The organism is Streptomyces sp. NPDC041970, assembly GCF_055588985.1.
Window position 1 is genome coordinate 58,682 of sequence record NZ_JBVJCD010000013.1, and the last position, 17,069, is coordinate 75,750.

The following is a 17,069-nucleotide window of genomic DNA, read 5'->3' on the forward strand; positions in this document are numbered from 1 at the left end:
GACTGCCGCACGGCCCGTACGACTGGACCCGCACCGCCGCCCGCGCGACGACCGTCGCATGGCCCGCACCACCGCCCGCACGACGACCGCCGACCCGCCCGTAGGACGATCGCCGAGCAGCCCGTACGACCGCCCGGCGCGGCCCGCGCCACGGGCCCGCGTGACCCTGTACGACCAGCCTGCGGGCCCCCGTGCGACGGGCCTTTATGACCCCGTACGACGAGCCCGCGCGAGCCCGCACGACCGGCCCGCACGCCTGCGTAAGCCCGGCCGCGGCCCCCGCACGACCGGTTCCTACGGCCCCGGTCCGACCGCCCGGCCCGCCGGGGCGGGCGCGGGTGCGCCGGGGCCCCGGCGGCGTCCGGTTCCCCCGCGCGGGCAAGCTTCAGCCGCCCAGCCGTTACGCTGGACCCGTGGCAGTCGTCGATATTTCCGAAGAGCTGAAGTCCCTCTCCTCGACCATGGGGTCGATCGAGGCCGTCCTGGACCTGGATGCGCTGAGGGCGGACATCGCCGCGCTCGAGGAGCAGGCAGCGGCGCCGTCCCTGTGGGACGACCCGGAGGCGGCCCAGAAGATCACCAGCAAGCTTTCCCACCTCCAGGCCGAGGTCCGCAAGGCCGAGGCCCTGCGCGGGCGCATCGACGATCTCGAAGTCCTCTTCGAGCTCGCCGAGGACGAGGGCGACGCCGACGCGCTCGCCGAGGCGGAGGCCGAGCTGGCGTCGGTGAAGAAGGCGCTGGACGAGATGGAGGTCCGCACCCTCCTGTCCGGCGAGTACGACGCCCGCGAGGCCCTGGTGACCATCCGGGCCGAGGCCGGCGGTGTCGACGCCGCCGACTTCGCGGAGAAGCTCCAGCGCATGTACCTCCGCTGGGCCGAGCAGCGCGGCTACAAGACCGAGGTCTACGAGACGGCGTACGCCGAAGAGGCCGGCATCAAGTCGACCACCTTCGCCGTCCAGGTCCCGTACGCCTACGGCACGCTCTCCGTCGAGCAGGGCACCCACCGCCTGGTCCGGATCTCGCCCTTCGACAACCAGGGCCGCCGCCAGACGTCCTTCGCCGGCGTCGAGGTGCTCCCGGTCGTCGAGCAGACCGACCACATCGAGATCGACGAGTCCGAGCTGCGCGTCGACGTGTACCGCTCCTCGGGCCCCGGCGGTCAGGGCGTCAACACCACGGACTCCGCGGTCCGGTTGACCCACCTGCCGACCGGCATCGTCGTCTCCTGCCAGAACGAGCGCTCGCAGATCCAGAACAAGGCGTCCGCGATGAACGTCCTCCAGGCCAAGCTGCTGGAGCGGCGCCGCCAGGAGGAGCAGGCGAAGATGAACGCGCTCAAGGGCGACGGCGGCAACTCCTGGGGCAACCAGATGCGTTCGTACGTGCTGCACCCGTACCAGATGGTCAAGGACCTGCGTACGGAGTACGAGATGGGCAACCCGGAAGCGGTCTTCAACGGCGAGATCGACGGCTTCGTCGAGGCGGGCATCCGCTGGCGCAAGCAGCGGGAGAAGTAACGCCGACCGCAGGCGGTCAGGGCCCGGACAGGCGACTGTCCGGGCCCTCCTGCGTTGGCGCGCGGGCGGACACGGGAAGGGGAACCGGTGCCCGCTGCGTCACAGTCCTGCTTCTGTATAACCGTCAAGAGCCCGCATACCGGTGTGTAGTGCACGGAATGCCCTTGACGTAATCCGCAACTCTGGCAGGGTGCTGGAGCAGCGTGCGTATGTCTGGGACGGGTGTGAACCGGGGGCGGCGGGACGACCACGGCACGACGTGGACCTGTCGAGAACGACTCCCCCGAGGGACCGCGGACCGCATACGGCTGCTCCACTGACGAATGGCTACTGGGGGTAGCGACAGATGACGAAGAAGACGCGTGTCCGCGTCGCGCGGATCGCCGCGGGTGCGGTGATCGCCGCAGGCGCCTCGCTGACCGCGGCCGGCGCGGCACAGGCCCTGGAGATCGGCGTGGACGCCGGCGACAGCGGCGTCACCACGCAGGTGTCGGTGCTGGACGACGGCGAGAACCCCGCCGGTGGCGCTGACGCGGGCGGTACGTCCGAAGGCGGCGACCAGGGCGGTGGCGACCAGGGCGGCGGCGACCAGGGCGGCGGCGACCAGGGCGGCGGCGACCAGGGTGGCGGCGACCAGGGTGGCGGCGACCAGGGCGGTGGCGACCAGGGTGGCGGCGACCAGGGTGGCGGCGACCAGGGTGGCGGCGACCAGGGTGGCGGCGACCAGGGCGGTGGCGACCAGGGCGGTGGCGACCAGGGCGGTGGCGACCAGGGCGGTGGCGACCAGGGCGGTGGCGACCAGGGCGGTGGCGACCAGGGCGGCGGCGACCAGGGCGGCGGCGACCAGGGCGGCGGCGACCAGGGTGGCGGCGACCAGGGCGGCGGCGACCAGGGCGGCACCGACCCCGTCGACCCGGAGGACCCGATCGGCACCGACCCCACGGACCCGGTCGACCCCACGGACCCGATCTCCCCGGACACCGGCTCCAACGGTGGCGTCGGCACCTGCACCGTCGACCTCGACGGGGCGGAGTGCGCCGACGGCACCGCCACCAACAGCGTCGGCAACGCGCCGGTCCAGCAGAGCAAGGGCAAGGAAGAGCTGGCCGAGACCGGTGCGGCCGAGACCACGTTCCTGGTCATCGGCGCCGCGACGATGATCGCCGGCGGCATCGGCTTCCGTATCCTGCCGCGTCTCGTCGCCGGCGGCCGTACGGTCGCCTAGCCGGGTGACGGGGTGCGGCGGCCCCTGACGGGAGCGCCGCACCCCGCCTCACGGGGCCGATGAGGCCGATGAGCACCGAGAAGGGCCCAGGAGGGCGTCCAATGCCTCTCCTGGGCCCTTCGCGCTTCCCGGCCGCTCAGGCGGCCGTACGCGTACGTCTGTCGTCCCCCGCGGGGGACGGATAGGGGCAGCCGCGGGGACCGGCCGGTCAGGCCGCCCGGTGGGCCAGCAGCGCGAGCGCCGTCAGCAGCACCACCATCAGGGCGATCAGCATGACCGGGCTCATCCCGGCCAGCGGGCCCTGGCCCTCCTCCTCCAGCATCTGCTGCCGCACGGCGCGGCAGACGCGGCAGCGGCCCTCGCTCACGGGCGCCGCGCAGTTCGCGCACACCAGTCGGTCATAGGTCATGCGCATTCCTCCTCCCGCGCGGCGGAGCCGCTCGCCCTGCTCTCCACTCCGCACAACGCTCCGGGGAACGCGACCGTTCCCCCCACCACTGTGCCAGCTCGCGCGGCATTCGGCGCGGCCCCCTGGACAAGGCCCGGCACGACCTGCATCCGTCCGGGGGCAGATCCGCCACAAAACGCCCATCAGTGGACGCCGCCTGCGCGTCCGAGCCGGGTTCGCGTATGGTCACGCTCACCTACTCCCGGCCGACCATGGTGCATCCGTGATCCGATTCGACAACGTCTCCAAGACCTACCCGAAGCAGACCCGACCGGCTCTGCGCGATGTCTCGCTGGACATCGAGAAGGGTGAGTTCGTCTTCCTGGTGGGCTCCTCCGGCTCCGGCAAGTCGACCTTCATGCGGTTGATCCTGCGCGAGGAGCGCGCCAGTACGGGCGCGGTCCACGTGCTGGGCAAGGACCTCGCGCGGCTGTCCAACTGGAAGGTGCCGCAGATGCGCCGTCAGTTGGGCACGGTCTTCCAGGACTTCCGCCTGCTGCCCAACAAGACCGTCGCGCAGAACGTGGCCTTCGCCCAGGAGGTCATCGGCAAGCCGCGCGGCGAGATCCGCAAGGCCGTCCCGCAGGTCCTCGACCTCGTCGGCCTCGGCGGCAAGGAGGAGCGGATGCCCGGTGAGCTGTCCGGTGGCGAGCAGCAGCGCGTGGCCATCGCCCGCGCCTTCGTGAACCGCCCGATGCTGCTGATCGCGGACGAGCCGACCGGCAACCTCGACCCGCAGACCTCCGTCGGCATCATGAAGCTGCTGGACCGGATCAACCGGACCGGCACCACCGTGATCATGGCGACCCACGACCAGAACATCGTCGACCAGATGCGCAAGCGCGTCATCGAGCTCGAACAGGGCCGTCTCGTACGCGACCAGGCGCGCGGCGTCTACGGCTACCAGCACTGACCGAGGGGTCCCGGCCCTTCGCGCATTTCGAGCATCGAGTACTGAAAGGACGCCATGCGCGCCCAGTTCGTCCTGTCGGAGATCGGCGTCGGTCTCCGTCGCAACCTCACGATGACCTTCGCCGTCGTGGTCTCCGTCGCCCTCTCGCTCGCCCTGTTCGGCGGTGCGCTGCTGATGCGCGAGCAGGTCAGCACGATGAAGGACTACTGGTACGACAAGGTCAACGTCTCGATCTTCCTCTGCAACAAGAACGACGCCAAGGACATGCCCAAGTGCGCCAAGGGCGCCGTCACGTCCGAGCAGAAGGCGCAGATCAAGGCCGACCTGGAGAAGATGGAGGCCGTCGAGAAGCCGGTCCACTTCGAGACGGTCGACGAGGCGTACAAGCACTACCAGGAGCAGTTCGGCGACTCCCCGATGGCGGGCAACATCACGCCCGACCAGATGCAGGAGTCGTTCCGGGTCAAGTTGAAGGACCCGGAGAAGTACAAGGTCGTCGCGACGGCCTTCGCGGGACGCGACGGGGTGCAGTCCGTCCAGGACCAGCGGTCCATCCTGGACAACCTCTTCGAGCTGATGAACGGCATGAACGTCGTCGCGATCTACGTGATGATCCTCATGCTCGTCATCGCGCTGATCCTGATCGTCAACACCGTCCGCGTCTCGGCGTTCAGCCGGCGGCGTGAGACGGGCATCATGCGGCTGGTGGGGGCCTCCGGCTTCTACATCCAGGCCCCCTTCATCATGGAGGCGGCCGTCGCCGGCCTCATCGGCGGCGTGCTGGCCTGCGCGATGCTGCTGGGCGGCCGGTACTTCCTGATCGACGGCGGCCTCGCCCTCCAGGAGAAGCTGAACCTGATCGACTTCATCGGTTGGGACGCGGTCCTCACCAAGCTTCCGCTGGTCCTGGCGATCGGTCTGCTCATGCCCGCCGTTGCCGCTCTCTTCGCGCTCCGCAAGTACCTGAAGGTGTGACAAGTGCCCCCTGGGGCGCACGGTCGAGTGGCCGTGCGCCCCAGGGGGCCTGTCCTAGACTCGTCGCCATGTCGGGCTCTGCGCACCGCTTCGGGCTCCGCGGCCTCGGTCGCGGGGCCGTCCTGACTTTGGCCTTCGGATGTGCCCTGGCCACGGCCGCGGCGACGGGTTCGCTGCCGCAGGCCCCCGAGCCCCGCCCCCGCGTGCAGGCCCGTGCCGTCTCCTCCACCGTCGCCCCGGTCGACCGCCGCGAGATCGAGGCCGCCGCCGCCGACGCGAAAGCGGAGGGCACGTCCGTGAAGGACGCGGCCGAGGAGGTCGTCAGCCGCAGCGGGGACCGCTGGGGGGCGGTCTACGACGAGCGCGAGTACGAGGAGTTCGAGAAGGCGCTGGACGGCTCGTACACCGGCGTCGGGCTCTCCGCCCGACGGACGGCCGAGGGCGGCGTCAGCGTGGGCCGGGTCCAGCCCGGCGGGCCCGCCGACCGCGCCGGCATCCGCGCCGGGGACCTGCTGCGCACCGTGGACGGCCGCCGCGTGGACCGGCGCCCGGTCGCCGAGGTGGTCGCGCTGCTGCGCGGCGACGGTACGGGGGCGCGCGAGGGCAGCCGGGTGCGCCTCGGGCTCGTACGGGACGGCCGGAGCTGGACGAGGACCCTGGAGCGGGCCCGGCTGACCACCGACACGGTCACCGTGCGGCGGCTGGGCGGGACGCCCTCCCCGGCGGTCATGATCAAGGTCGCGGCCTTCACCAAGGGCGCGGGCGGCGAGGTCCGCACGGCGGTCCGCACCGCGCCCGAGGGGGCCGGGATACTGCTCGACCTGCGCGCCAACTCCGGCGGCCTGGTCGCCGAGGCCGTCGTCGCCGCCTCCGCCTTCCTGGACGGCGGCCTGGTCGCCACGTACGACGTGCGCGGGGACCAGCGCGCCCTGTACGCCGATCCGGGCGGTGACACGGACCGGCCGGTCGTCGTCCTGGTCGACGGCGGCACGATGAGCGCCGCGGAGCTGCTGACCGGTGCGCTCCAGGACCGGGGCCGCGCGGTCACCGTGGGCTCGCCCACCTTCGGCAAGGGCTCCGTGCAGATGCCCAGCAGGCTTCCGGGCGGTTCGGTGGCCGAGCTGACCGTCGGCCAGTACCGCACACCGGGCGGCCGCACCGTCGACGGACGGGGCATCACGCCCGACCTCGTGGTGCACGAGCGGGCCCAGCAGCGGGCCGAGACGGTATTGAGTGGCCTCGGGGGCGGTTCGTAGTGCGAAAATGACCGCACTATGGCGAAGGAAAAAGACACCGGGCGCAAGATGGTCGCGCAGAACAAGAAGGCGCGGCACGACTACACGATCCTCGACACCTACGAGTGCGGTCTCGTCCTCATGGGCACGGAGGTGAAGTCCCTGCGCATGGGGCGGGCCTCCCTGGTCGACGGCTTCATCCAGATCGACGACCACGAGGCGTGGCTGCACAACATCCACGTCCCGGAGTACGTCCAGGGCACCTGGACCAACCACACGGCCAAGCGGAAGCGGAAGCTGCTGCTGCACCGGGCCGAGATCGACAAGCTGGAGTCCAAGTCGCAGGAGACCGGCCACACCATCGTGCCGCTCGCCCTGTACTTCAAGGACGGCCGGGTCAAGATCGAGATCGCGCTGGCGAAGGGCAAGAAGGAGTACGACAAGCGGCAGACGCTCCGCGAGAAGCAGGACACCAGGGAGACGAACCGCGCCATCGCGGCGGCCCGCAGGCGGCAGCGGAACGCCTGAGCGGGGCCGGCCCGGCGGGGGCGGACGCATCCCGGAGGGAATGCGCTGGCATCGTCAGGCGTTGGTCACGTACGATGGGGCGTGCACCTCGACGAAGGTGTGCGTTTTGAAAAATCAACATGGGGATGATCGGTTTCGACAGCGGATGTCGAAGCAGGGGAAGCGAGTCGAGGAAGCGGCAATGATCTCGTAAACCATATGTCGCAAACAATAATCGCCAATTCCAAGCGCGATTCCTCCGCCTTCGCCCTCGCTGCCTAATTAGCAGCTAAGCGAAGACTCTGCGGAGTGTCAGACCGGGAGTGGTCCCGGCCCGGACCCTGGCATCAACTAGGGATCTAAACTTCTCGGCCCGGCCACGGGGCCGAGAAGGAAATCAAACAGTGGCTGGGCCTGTCGGAGGCTTGTTCGCGTGACCTCCGGGGCCGAGAAAAGCGTAGCGAACTGCACTCGGAGAAGCCCTGGTTCCGCACCGTTGGACGCGGGTTCGATTCCCGCCATCTCCACCACCCCATGTAAGCCTCCGCCCCGCGAGTCCACTCGCGGGGCGGAGGCTTTTCCCATGCCCGGATGCGGCGGAAGAAGGGCCGGCCGGCGGCAGGCCCAGGGGGCTCGCGGTCTTCGTCGTGTTCGCCCAGCGGTGCCCGCCCTCGCAGGTCCGCTGCACCGGGCGGCGCTGGAAGAGCCTGGTGCCAGGGGTGACCGGCATCCCCGCCGTCCGATCCCGGCGCGGAGGCCCGCCGGAGGAAGCCACTGAAGGTCCGCGCGGACCAGGCGTACCACTCCGCGGAGCACCTCCGCCGGCTCCACGGCCAAAACCTCATCGCGCGGATCGCCCGTCCCTCAATCGCATCGGGCGAGCGGCTCGGCCGGCGCCGCCGGAGGATCGAGCGGTCGATCTCCTGGCTCCTCGGTTATCGCCGCCTCACCGTCCGGTACGAACGAAAAGGCCGCCACCTCCTGGCCGCCCTCGGCCTCGCCGCAGCCCTGACCTGCTACAAGGAACTCGCGAAACTCACCACGTGAGACATCCTCCTGATCCTGCGCGGCTCGGCAACTCGACGCGTGGTCCGGCCCGTTGCGGGTTCGCCGGGCGCCGCCCCCGGCAGACCGGTCATCTATCGTGATCATCGACAGCTCCCGTCCAGAGGAAGTATTCGTCCTTGTGACAGCGCACATGGCCACTCTCCGTCCTCTGCCGGATCTGCTCCGGGAGCACGCCCGGCTTCTCGGTGCCAAGACCGCCTTCCAGGACGGTCGTTCCCGTGTCACCTACGAACAGCTGGAACAGCGAACAGGCAGACTGGCGGGGCATCTCGTCGACCTCGGTCTGCGGCACGGGGAGCGCGCGGCGATCCTCCTGGGCAGTCGTGTGGAGGCCGTCGAGAGCGTCCTCGCCGTCCTCAGGGCGGGCGCGGTCGGTGTGCCGATGGACTCGCGGAGCACCACCGCCGAGTTGGCGCACCTGCTGGACGACAGCGGGGCTCGGTTCGTCTTCGCCGACCGGTCCTCCGTGGGCCAGTTGCTGCCGTTGCTCCCGGAGCGTCCCCGGCTGAGCGTGGTGCTCGTCGAGGACGAGGACGAGGATGCCGGGACGCGAGGCGAATCCCCGGCGGCGAGGGCGAGTGGCGACCCGGTCGACGAAGCGGGCATGTTCCGTTACACGACCCTGGCCGCCACCGAGCCGCCCGCGCCGGCTCCTGATGATCTCGGGCTCGACGAGGTGGCCTGGCTCTTCTACACCTCCGGGTCGACCGGTCTGCCCAAGGGGGTGCTGTCCACTCAGCGCAACCGGCTGTCGTCGGTGGCGGCCGGTTTCGTCTCCGTCCTCGGCCTGTCGGCGGATGACCGCCTGCTCTGGCCCCTCCCCCTGCACCACGCCATGGGGCAGCTCCTGTGCGTTCTCGGGGTGACCGTGACCGGAGCGTCCGCCCTGCTCCTGCCGCGCTTCTCCGTGGTGGACGTGCTGGGTGAACTGCGCCGGACCGAGGACCCTGTCACGCTCCTGGCCGGGGTACCGGCGACGTACGGCCAGCTCCTCGACGCCGTGGGGACCCACGGGCTGGAGGCGCCCGCGCTGCGTGGCTGCGTCAGCGGAGGCGCGGCCGCGCCTCCCGCTTTCCAGCGGGCCTTCGAGGAGGTCTGCCGGGTTCCGTTCCTCGATCACTACGGAAGCACCGAGGCGGGGCCCGTCACCATGACGGCACCGGGCACCGCTCGGGTGACCGGCTCCTGCGGCCGTGTACTGCCGGGTATGCGGGCGCGTATCGGCGACGGCAGCGGCGCCGAGGTGCCGGACGAGGGCGAGTTGTGGGTCTCCGGACCCGGTGTCATGGCCGGTTACCACCAGCGTCCCGACGACACCGCCGAGGTCCTGCGCGACGGGTGGTACCGAACCGGTGATCTGGCCCGCATCGGCCCCGGCGGTGAACTCACCCTCACGGGCCGGGCCAGCGAGCTGATCATCCGGGCCGGGGAGAACGTCCATCCCTCCGAGGTGGAGGCGGTGCTGCTGGCGCTGCCGGGAATCAGGGACGCCGCCGTGGCGGGCGTCCCGGACGACGTACTCGGTGAGGTCCCGGCCGCCTACCTGGTTCCGGCGAAGGCCGGTGTCCTCGACAGGAGAGAGATCCTCGCCGCCTGTCGGAATCACCTCTCACCGTTCAAGGTGCCCGTGATCCTCCACGAGGTGGACGCGATCCCGCGTACCGCCTCGGGCAAGGTCAGGCGGTACGCGCTCGCCGGCCTGCCCGTGCGCCCTCTGCCGGGCGGGGGCCTGTCGCTGGCGGAGGCAGGGGAGGCGGACCTGACCGCTCTGGTGCGGGCCGAGGTCGCCGCCGTGCTCGGCTGCGCCGTGGACGAGGTGGAACGGGGCACCGCGTTCCGTGACCTGGGGCTGGACTCGTTGACGTCGACGGTGCTGTGCAGCCGTCTGTCGGCGGCGACCGGTCTCCGGCTGTCCGATGCCGCGCCCTTCGACTTCCCCACCACGGACGAGCTCGCCGCACATCTTCGGGCGCGGCTCACCGGCCGGACGACGACCGCCACGCCCGGCCGCCCGGAAGGCGCCGGCACGGACGAGGACCCCGTGGTCATCGTGGGAATGGCGTGCCGCTTCCCCGGCGGCGTGGAGAGCCCCGAGGACCTGTGGCGGCTGGTCGAGGACGGTGTCGACGCCATTACCCCCTTCCCCACGGACCGGGGGTGGGACGTGGACGGGCTCTACGACCCGGATGCCGGACGGGCCGGCCGTACCTACGTACGCGAGGGGGGCTTCCTGTCCGGTGTCGACCGCTTCGACCCGGCCTTCTTCGGGATCTCGCCCCGCGAGGCCCTGGCCATGGATCCGCAGCACCGGTTGCTGCTCGAAGTCGCCTGGGAGGCCTTCGAACACGCGGGGATCGATCCCGGTACGGTGCGCTCCACGCCCACCGGCGTGTACGCCGGACTCATGTACAGCGACTACGCCGGCCGTATCGCCCGCACACCGGAGCGTGTGGAGGGCTACCTGGGCATCGGTAACGCGGGCAGCGTCGCCTCCGGCCGTATCGCCTACACCCTGGGCCTGGAAGGCCCGGCGGTCACGGTGGACACGGCGTGCTCGTCGTCGCTGGTGGCCCTGCACCTGGCGGCTCAGGCCCTGCGCAGGGGCGAGTGCTCACTGGCGCTGGCCGGCGGCGTCACGGTGATGTCGGCGCCTCAGTCCTTCGTCGAGTTCAGCAGGCAGCGCGCGCTGGCTCCCGACGGCCGCTGCAAGGCGTTCGGGGCGGCGGCGGACGGCACCGGGTGGGCCGAGGGCGCGGGAATGCTGCTGGTGACACGGCTGTCGGAGGCCCGGCGTGCGGGTTACCCGGTCCTGGCCGTGGTGCGCGGTTCCGCGGTGAACCAGGACGGTGCGAGCAACGGCCTCACCGCCCCGCACGGACCGGCGCAGCAACGGGTGATCCGCCAGGCTCTGGCCGACGCGCGGCTGGAACCCGCGGAGATCGACGCGGTGGAGGCACACGGCACGGGCACCCGACTCGGTGACGTCATCGAGGCGGAGGCGTTCCTGGAGGCATACGGGCAGGACGGTGCACGGGAGCACCCCCTGTGGCTGGGCTCGGTCAAGTCGAACATCGGGCATACGCAGGCGGCGGCGGGCATGGCCGCTGTGATGAAGATGGTCCAGGCGATCGCGCACGGCGTACTGCCGCGTACGCTCCACGCCGAGGAGCCGAACCCCGGCGTGGACTGGTCGTCGGGTGCGGTGTCATTGTTGTCCCGTTCGGTGCCCTGGCCCCGGACCGGGCGGCCCCGGCGGGCGGGTGTGTCGTCCTTCGGGATCAGCGGAACCAACGCGCATGTGGTGATCGAGCAGGCGCCTGCGGAGGAGCCCGACGACTCGGGCCGCCCGGACAGGCGGTCCCCGGACAGCGGATCCCCGGCCGCCCGGACGGCCGGGGCACCGGTTTCGGCCGTGCCGTTCCCGGTGTCGGCGAAGAGCGCCTCGGGGCTGCGGGCGCAGGCCCGGCGACTCCATGCCCACGTGGGGGAACGCCCCGGAGCGGACCTGCTGGACCTCGGTTTCTCGCTGGCCACGACCCGCGCCCATTTCGAGCACCGCGCGGTGGTGGTGGCCGGTGACCGCGACGAACTCCTCGCCTCGCTCGACGCGGTGGCGGAAGGCCGCCACCGGCCGGGCCTGAGTACGAGCGGTCCCCGCCCGGCGGGCCCGGTGGTCTTCATGTTCACCGGGCAGGGCAGCCAGCGGGCGGGCATGGGCCGGGAACTGTACGAGACCCATCCCGTCTACGCCCGTTCCTTCGACGAGATCTGCGCACTGCTGGACCCGCTTCTGCCGCGGCCACTGCGGGACGTGGTGTTCGCCACCGAGAACGCCGAAGGCGGCCGGGAGGGCGCCGAGGGCGCCGCGGCCCCGCGAGCGGGCGGGCTCCTGCACACGACGCGCTTCGCGCAGCCCGCACTCTTCGCCCTGGAGGTCTCGCTGTTCCGGCTGCTGGAGTCCTGGGGCGTACGTCCCGACCTGGTGGCCGGTCACTCGGTCGGCGAACTGGCGGCGGCGCACGTCGCCGGTGTGCTGTCCCTCGCGGACGCCTGCACCCTGGTCGCGGCGCGGGGCCGGCTGATGGACGCGCTGCCCGCCGGCGGCGCGATGGCCTCCGTACAGGCAGACGAGAGCGAGGTCACCGCGTATCTGGCGGGCGGAGCGGGCTCACTGCGGGAGGTGGACATCGCGGCAGTGAACGGTCGCTCCGTGGTCGTCTCCGGGGACGAGCCCGCGGTGCTGGAGGCCATCGCGCACTGGCGCGAACAGGGACGCGGGGCCACCCTTCTGCGGGTGAGCCATGCGTTCCACTCCGCGCACATGGAACCCATGCTCGAGGACTTCGGCGCGGTCGCGCGGGGGATCGTCCACTCCCCACCGGAACTCCCCCTCGTCACCGCGGTGGCGGACCGGCCCGCGACCACCGAGGAGATCTGCTCACCCCGGTACTGGGTGGACCATGTTCGCCGGCCGGTCCGTTTCGCCGACACGGTGCGGTACCTGCGGGAGCGGGGGGCCACGCACTTCGTGGAGCTCGGCCCGGACAGTGTGCTCGTGGGCCTGGCACGTGACGCCTTCTCCGACCCGGCGGCCACGGTGACGGCCGCCTCGGGCGGCCGCGCGGACAGCTCCGCGCCCTTGGCCGTCCCGACGCTTCGTGGCGCGCGTCCCGAGGCCGGGGCGCTGCTCGCCACGGTGGCCGCGCTCCACGCGCACGGTGTGCACGTGGACTGGCAGGCGGTCTTCGCCGGGCGTGGCGCACGGCGTGCGGCGCTGCCCACCTACGCGTTCCAGCGTGAGCGGTACTGGCTGGACGCCGACCCGCCGGGGTCCGCGGCGGAGCCGGACGCCGCGTCCCACCCGTTCCTGCGAGCGGTGACGTCGACGGCGGACGACGACGGCCTGCTGCTGAGCGGTCGGCTGTCCCTGCGCGACCAGCCCTGGCTCGCCGACCACACGGTGTTGGGCACGGCGCTCCTGCCGGCGACGGCCTTCGTCGAGATGGCGATCGGCGCCGGGGTCCGGGTGGGCGCCTCCGTACTGGAGGAACTGACGCTGACCGCGCCGCTTCCGCTCTCCTCCGACGAGGCGGTCGAACTCCAGGTGAAGGTGGCGCGAGCGGACGCGGACGGGCGCCGGGCCGTGGTGTTCCACGCGCGGACGCACGCTCCCGGATACGACGACGGCCCCTGGAACCGCCATGCCTCCGGAGTCCTGGCCCCTGCGGACTCCGGCCTTCCGCAACCGCGGACCTCCGCGGCCGTGCCGTCCCCCTGGCCGCCGGCGGGCGCTGTCCCGCTGTCGCCCGGCACCGAGGCTGGTATCGGCTTCTACGAGGGACTCGCGGACAGCGGGCTCCGTTACGGACCGGCCTTCCAGGGCCTGCGGGCTGCCTGGCGCCTGGGCGGGGACCTCCTCGCCGAGATCGAACTCCCGGAGGGGGAACACGGAAACGCCGACCTCTTTGCCCTGCATCCGGCCCTGCTTGATTCGGCGCTGCACACCTTGATGCTGGACCGGACTGTCCCGGACGGTGAAGACGGCGACACCGCCGGCGGAACCGGGGCACTGCTGTCGCTCCCGTTCGCCTGGAGCGGTGTGCGGCTGTACGCGTCCGGCGCCCGCACGCTGCGGGTGCGGGTGTCCCGGACGGAGGGGGACAGAGCCCGGCTGGAGCTGGCCGACGGGACCGGAGCCCCTGTCGCCACGGTGGACTCGCTCGTCCTGCGGCCGCTCTCCCGCGAGCAGTTGAGCGGCGTTCGCGCGCACAGCGACTCTCTGTTCCTCCTGGACTGGACGCGTCTGCCGGATTCCTCCGTCCCGATGCCGGGGAAGCCGCCTCTGTACGGGCTCCTGGGCGAGCCCGGCCCGTGGCTGGACGACGCACTCCTGCAGGCGGGCATCGGGCCGACGGCCTATCCGGATCCGGCCTCGGCGGCGGCAGAGGCGCCTGCCGTCGTGATCGCCTGCCCTCCGCTCACCGGGGCCGACCGAACGGACCGCGCGTCGGCCGCACACCGTACGGCCGGCTGGGCGCTGCGGCTCGTACAGGACTGGCTCGCCGAGGAACGGCTCGCCGGCTCACGTCTGGTCGTCCTCACTTCGGGCGCCGTCGCCACCGGAGCCGAGCGGGACGGAAGCATCCGCGACGACGAAGCCGCGCTCGTCCACGCACCTGTGTGGGGTCTGCTCCGCTCGGCGCAGACCGAGAACCCGGGCCGCTTCTCGCTGGTCGACGTCGATGACCACCCCGCCTCCGCGGGGTCCCTGGTACGGCTCCTGACGAGTCCCGAACCGCAGACGGCCGTACGCAACGGTGTCGCGTACGTACCGAGACTGGTCCGCGCGTCCCGAGCGGCGACGGAGACGGTCGATGGGGCGTCGCGTCGGCTGCGCTCGGACGGCACCGTCCTGGTCACCGGGGGATCCGGATCGCTGGGCCGGGAGTTCGCCCGTCACCTCGTGGTCGCGCACGGGGTGCGTCACCTGCTGCTCGTGGGGCGGCGCGGAGCCGATGCGCCCGGCACCGCCGAGCTGTGCGCGGAACTCAAGGGACTGGGCGCGGAGGTCACGGTGGCAGCCTGTGACGTCGCCGACCGTACGGCGCTCGCCGCTCTGCTCGCGAGCGTGCCGGAGGCGCACCCACTGACCGGCGTGGTGCACACCGCGGGGGTCCTCGACGACGGTGTGATCCCGGCACTCACACAGGAGCGGCTGGACCGCGTGCTGCGGCCGAAGGTGGACGCGGCCCTGGCCCTGCACGAGCTGACCCGGGGCAGCGACCTGGCGGTGTTCGCCCTGTTCTCCTCGGTGGCCGGGGTGTTCGGCTCCGGCGGCCAGGGCAACTACGCGGCGGCGAACTCGTTCCTGGACGCGCTGGCACGGCACCGCAGGGCGCTCGGGTTGCCCGGCACTTCTCTCGCCTGGGGGCCGTGGCAGCAGAGCGGTGGGATGACGGCCGCGCTCCGGGACGCGGACCTGCGCCGGATGGCCCGTTCCGGTTTCGTCCCGCTGCGGACCGAGGAGGGCCTCTCGCTCTTCGACACCGCCGTCGAAGGACGGGACCCCGTCCTGGTGGCAGCTCGTCTCGACCCGGCGGCAACCGGGGCGCCGGGGGCGCCGCTCTCCCGGGTACCGGGCCGGGGGCCCGTACGGAGCGGCTCCGCATCGCGCGCCGGGCGCGGCACCGACGGCGAGGACTCCCTTCGCCGTCGGCTGGCCGCCACGCCTCCGGACGAACGCGGTGCTCTTCTCCTCGCGCAGGTCCGGGCGGAGGCCGCCCTGGCACTCGGCCACGGCTCGGAGGATTCCGCGATCGAAGCGGACCGCGCGCTGGCGGAACTGGGCCTCGACTCACTGGCCGCGGTCGAGTTGCGCAACCGGCTCGAGGGGCTCACGGGACTGGCCTTGCCGGCCACGCTCCTGTTCGACTACCCGACGCCGCGTGGGGTCGCCGCCCACCTGGCGGAACGCTGGTCACAGGACGCCCCTGAAGCCCTCGGGACTCCGGCCGCTCCCGGCGCCACCGGCCTCGGTGCGGCGGGGACCGCCCCGGGCGGGGCCTCCTCCCGGCGGCAGGGCGGCGCCGCGGAAAGGGCCGCGGCTCCGAAGGGCGCGGACGCCGACTCCTTGTCCGCGCTCTTCCGTACGGCGTGCGCCCGTGGCAAGGCGTGGGACGGGATGGTCCTCCTGACGATCGCGTCACGTTTCCGTGAGGTGTTCGAGGGCCCCGAGGCCCTCGGCTCGCCACCTTCGGCCGTCACTCTCGCGACAGGGGGTTCCGGGCACCGCCTGATCTGCTTCCCCGCCCTCAGCGCACTGTCGGGGCCGCACGAATACGCCCGTTTCGGGGCGGCTCTCCAGGGCCGGCGTCCGGTTTCGGTCCTGCCCAACCCCGGTTTCCTGCCACAGGAACCGCTGCCGGCCACGCGGGACGCCTTCGTGGCGGTACAGGCCGCCAGCGTGCGCGCGTGCGCGGGCGGCGAGCCGTTCGTCCTGCTGGGGCGCTCGGCGGGCGGATGGGTGGCACACGCGGTCGCCGAGGAGCTGGAGCGCACGGGCCTGGTGCCGTCCGCCGTCGTACTGATCGACACCTATCCGTGCGAGGACAGCGGCCTCGGGGGCAACCGCGGTGACGGGTCCGCGCTCTCGGCGATGACCGCGGGCATGTTGGAGAACTCCGCGCAGTTCGCCTCGGCCGAGAGCGACCGGCTCACCGCGATGGCCGGCTACCTGGAGCTCTACGACCGCTGGAAGCCGGCGGAACTGGCGGCCCCCACCCTCTTCGTCCGGGCCGGGGAGCGCCTGCCGGGCATCGAGGCCGCCGAGGCATGGAGCCTGCCGCACTCCGAGATCACCGTGTCCGGTGACCACTTCACCGTTCTGGAGGATCATTCCGGCACGACCGCCACCGCCGTCCACACCTGGCTCTGCGAACACCTCGCAGGGGTGGACACGACCGGAGGCCACTCCCGGCACCAGGACGGGGCGGCCTGACGGCGGCAGAGCTCTACCCATCCACCCGTACGAGACGCACACCACCCCTGACGGGGAACGGGCGGACATCGACACGGAGATGGTCCCCGTCGTCTCGTGGCGCGTGCGTGTTCCTCCGGGACCCGGCGGTCCCGGAGGAACATGCCGTCGTCCACGTCCCCCGTGGCCGGCTCACGGAGCTCGTCGGCACTCTTCGCCGGCGGAAGCCCTGACCACTCCGGCTGGTCGCAGATCCGCGCCGTCACCGCTGGGAGCCGGAGGGCTCAGGCCCGGTGCGTGGGTCCTCATAGGCTTCCGCCCCGCGAGGTGACTCGCGGGGCGGAAGCTTGTGCGCGTCAATGGAGTCAGACGCCGTACGCCTCCGTCTTCACGTGCTCGGTGAAGGCGGTCCACTGGGCAGGGGTGAAGTGGAGGCGGGGGCCGTGCTGGTTCTTGCTGTCGCGGACTGCTCGGCCGCCGTCGGAGAGGGGGGCCACCTCCACGCAGTTGTCCTGCTGGCCGCTCGCGGTGGCCTTGACGAACGGGCCGACGATGGTGGGCATGGTGGCTCCCTCTGGGGGTTCGTTGCGGGTCGGTCAGATCGCGGTCTTCACGTGCTCGGTGAAGGCGGTCCACTGGGCAGGGGTGAAGTGGAGGCGGGGGCCGTGCTGGTTCTTGCTGTCGCGGACTGCTCGGCCGCCC

At 72.0% G+C, this 17,069-nt stretch carries 10 protein-coding genes, 1 other RNA gene and 1 pseudogene; 9 read left to right on the forward strand and 3 right to left on the reverse strand.

The window, feature by feature from the left end:
* Positions 1–413: 413 nt before the first annotated feature.
* Positions 414–1,520 (forward strand): peptide chain release factor 2, encoded by a 1,107-nt coding sequence (prfB, locus tag ACZ6EJ_RS09995; RefSeq protein WP_469265902.1) that lies wholly within the window; start codon positions 414–416, stop codon positions 1,518–1,520.
* A 346-nt stretch (positions 1,521–1,866) separates the two neighbouring features.
* Entirely contained in the window at positions 1,867–2,745 is an 879-nt protein-coding gene (locus ACZ6EJ_RS10000) for an LPXTG cell wall anchor domain-containing protein (RefSeq protein ID WP_469265904.1), read from the forward strand.
* A 208-nt stretch (positions 2,746–2,953) separates the two neighbouring features.
* Here the strand turns inward: ACZ6EJ_RS10000 and ACZ6EJ_RS10005 are convergent, their stop codons facing one another.
* Entirely contained in the window at positions 2,954–3,154 is a 201-nt protein-coding gene (locus ACZ6EJ_RS10005; protein WP_469265906.1) for a hypothetical protein, read from the reverse strand.
* Positions 3,155–3,416: 262 nt separating this feature from the next.
* On the opposite strand from ACZ6EJ_RS10005, the gene ftsE reads away from it, so the two are divergent.
* The 7 genes and pseudogenes from ftsE (at position 3,417) to ACZ6EJ_RS10040 (ending at position 16,388) form a co-directional block, all read left to right on the forward strand.
* Positions 3,417–4,106 (forward strand): cell division ATP-binding protein FtsE, encoded by a 690-nt coding sequence (gene ftsE / locus ACZ6EJ_RS10010; RefSeq protein WP_469265907.1) that lies wholly within the window; start codon positions 3,417–3,419, stop codon positions 4,104–4,106.
* 54 nt (positions 4,107–4,160) lie between these two features.
* A complete protein-coding gene (gene ftsX, locus ACZ6EJ_RS10015) occupies positions 4,161–5,081 on the forward strand; it encodes a permease-like cell division protein FtsX (protein ID WP_469265909.1) in 921 nt (306 codons plus the stop codon).
* Positions 5,082–5,149: 68 nt separating this feature from the next.
* The gene (locus ACZ6EJ_RS10020) at positions 5,150–6,337 is read left to right on the forward strand and encodes a S41 family peptidase (protein ID WP_469265910.1); all 1,188 of its coding nucleotides are present in this window, start codon (positions 5,150–5,152) and stop codon (positions 6,335–6,337) included.
* A gap of 18 nt (positions 6,338–6,355) precedes the next feature.
* The gene (gene smpB / locus ACZ6EJ_RS10025; RefSeq protein ID WP_469265912.1) at positions 6,356–6,844 is read left to right on the forward strand and encodes an SsrA-binding protein SmpB; all 489 of its coding nucleotides are present in this window, start codon (positions 6,356–6,358) and stop codon (positions 6,842–6,844) included.
* Between the two features lie 121 nt (positions 6,845–6,965).
* Positions 6,966–7,353, forward strand: a transfer-messenger RNA (tmRNA) gene (gene ssrA, locus ACZ6EJ_RS10030).
* Positions 7,354–7,594: 241 nt separating this feature from the next.
* Positions 7,595–7,870: pseudogene (locus ACZ6EJ_RS10035) on the forward strand (transposase); the annotation flags it as partial.
* 151 nt (positions 7,871–8,021) lie between these two features.
* A complete protein-coding gene (locus ACZ6EJ_RS10040; protein ID WP_469265913.1) occupies positions 8,022–16,388 on the forward strand; it encodes a type I polyketide synthase in 8,367 nt (2,788 codons plus the stop codon).
* Positions 16,389–16,732: 344 nt separating this feature from the next.
* Here the strand turns inward: ACZ6EJ_RS10040 and ACZ6EJ_RS10045 are convergent, their stop codons facing one another.
* Entirely contained in the window at positions 16,733–16,930 is a 198-nt protein-coding gene (locus ACZ6EJ_RS10045; protein ID WP_469265914.1) for a DUF397 domain-containing protein, read from the reverse strand.
* A 33-nt stretch (positions 16,931–16,963) separates the two neighbouring features.
* Positions 16,964–17,069 (reverse strand): DUF397 domain-containing protein (locus ACZ6EJ_RS10050; RefSeq protein WP_469265980.1); only part of this gene is annotated, 106 nt, incomplete at its 5' end.

What these genes read in the sequence shown, in the direction of transcription:
- ACZ6EJ_RS10000 (WP_469265904.1), top strand. Translation starts at nt 1,867, where the DNA reads ATGACGAAGAAGACGCGTGTCCGCGTCGCGCGGATCGCCGCGGGTGCG.
- ACZ6EJ_RS10005 (WP_469265906.1), bottom strand. Translation starts at nt 3,154, where the DNA reads ATGACCTATGACCGACTGGTGTGCGCGAACTGCGCGGCGCCCGTGAGC.
- ftsX (WP_469265909.1), top strand. Translation starts at nt 4,161, where the DNA reads ATGCGCGCCCAGTTCGTCCTGTCGGAGATCGGCGTCGGTCTCCGTCGC.
- ACZ6EJ_RS10020 (WP_469265910.1), top strand. Translation starts at nt 5,150, where the DNA reads ATGTCGGGCTCTGCGCACCGCTTCGGGCTCCGCGGCCTCGGTCGCGGG.
- smpB (WP_469265912.1), top strand. Translation starts at nt 6,356, where the DNA reads ATGGCGAAGGAAAAAGACACCGGGCGCAAGATGGTCGCGCAGAACAAG.
- ACZ6EJ_RS10040 (WP_469265913.1), top strand. Translation starts at nt 8,022, where the DNA reads ATGGCCACTCTCCGTCCTCTGCCGGATCTGCTCCGGGAGCACGCCCGG.
- ACZ6EJ_RS10045 (WP_469265914.1), bottom strand. Translation starts at nt 16,930, where the DNA reads ATGCCCACCATCGTCGGCCCGTTCGTCAAGGCCACCGCGAGCGGCCAG.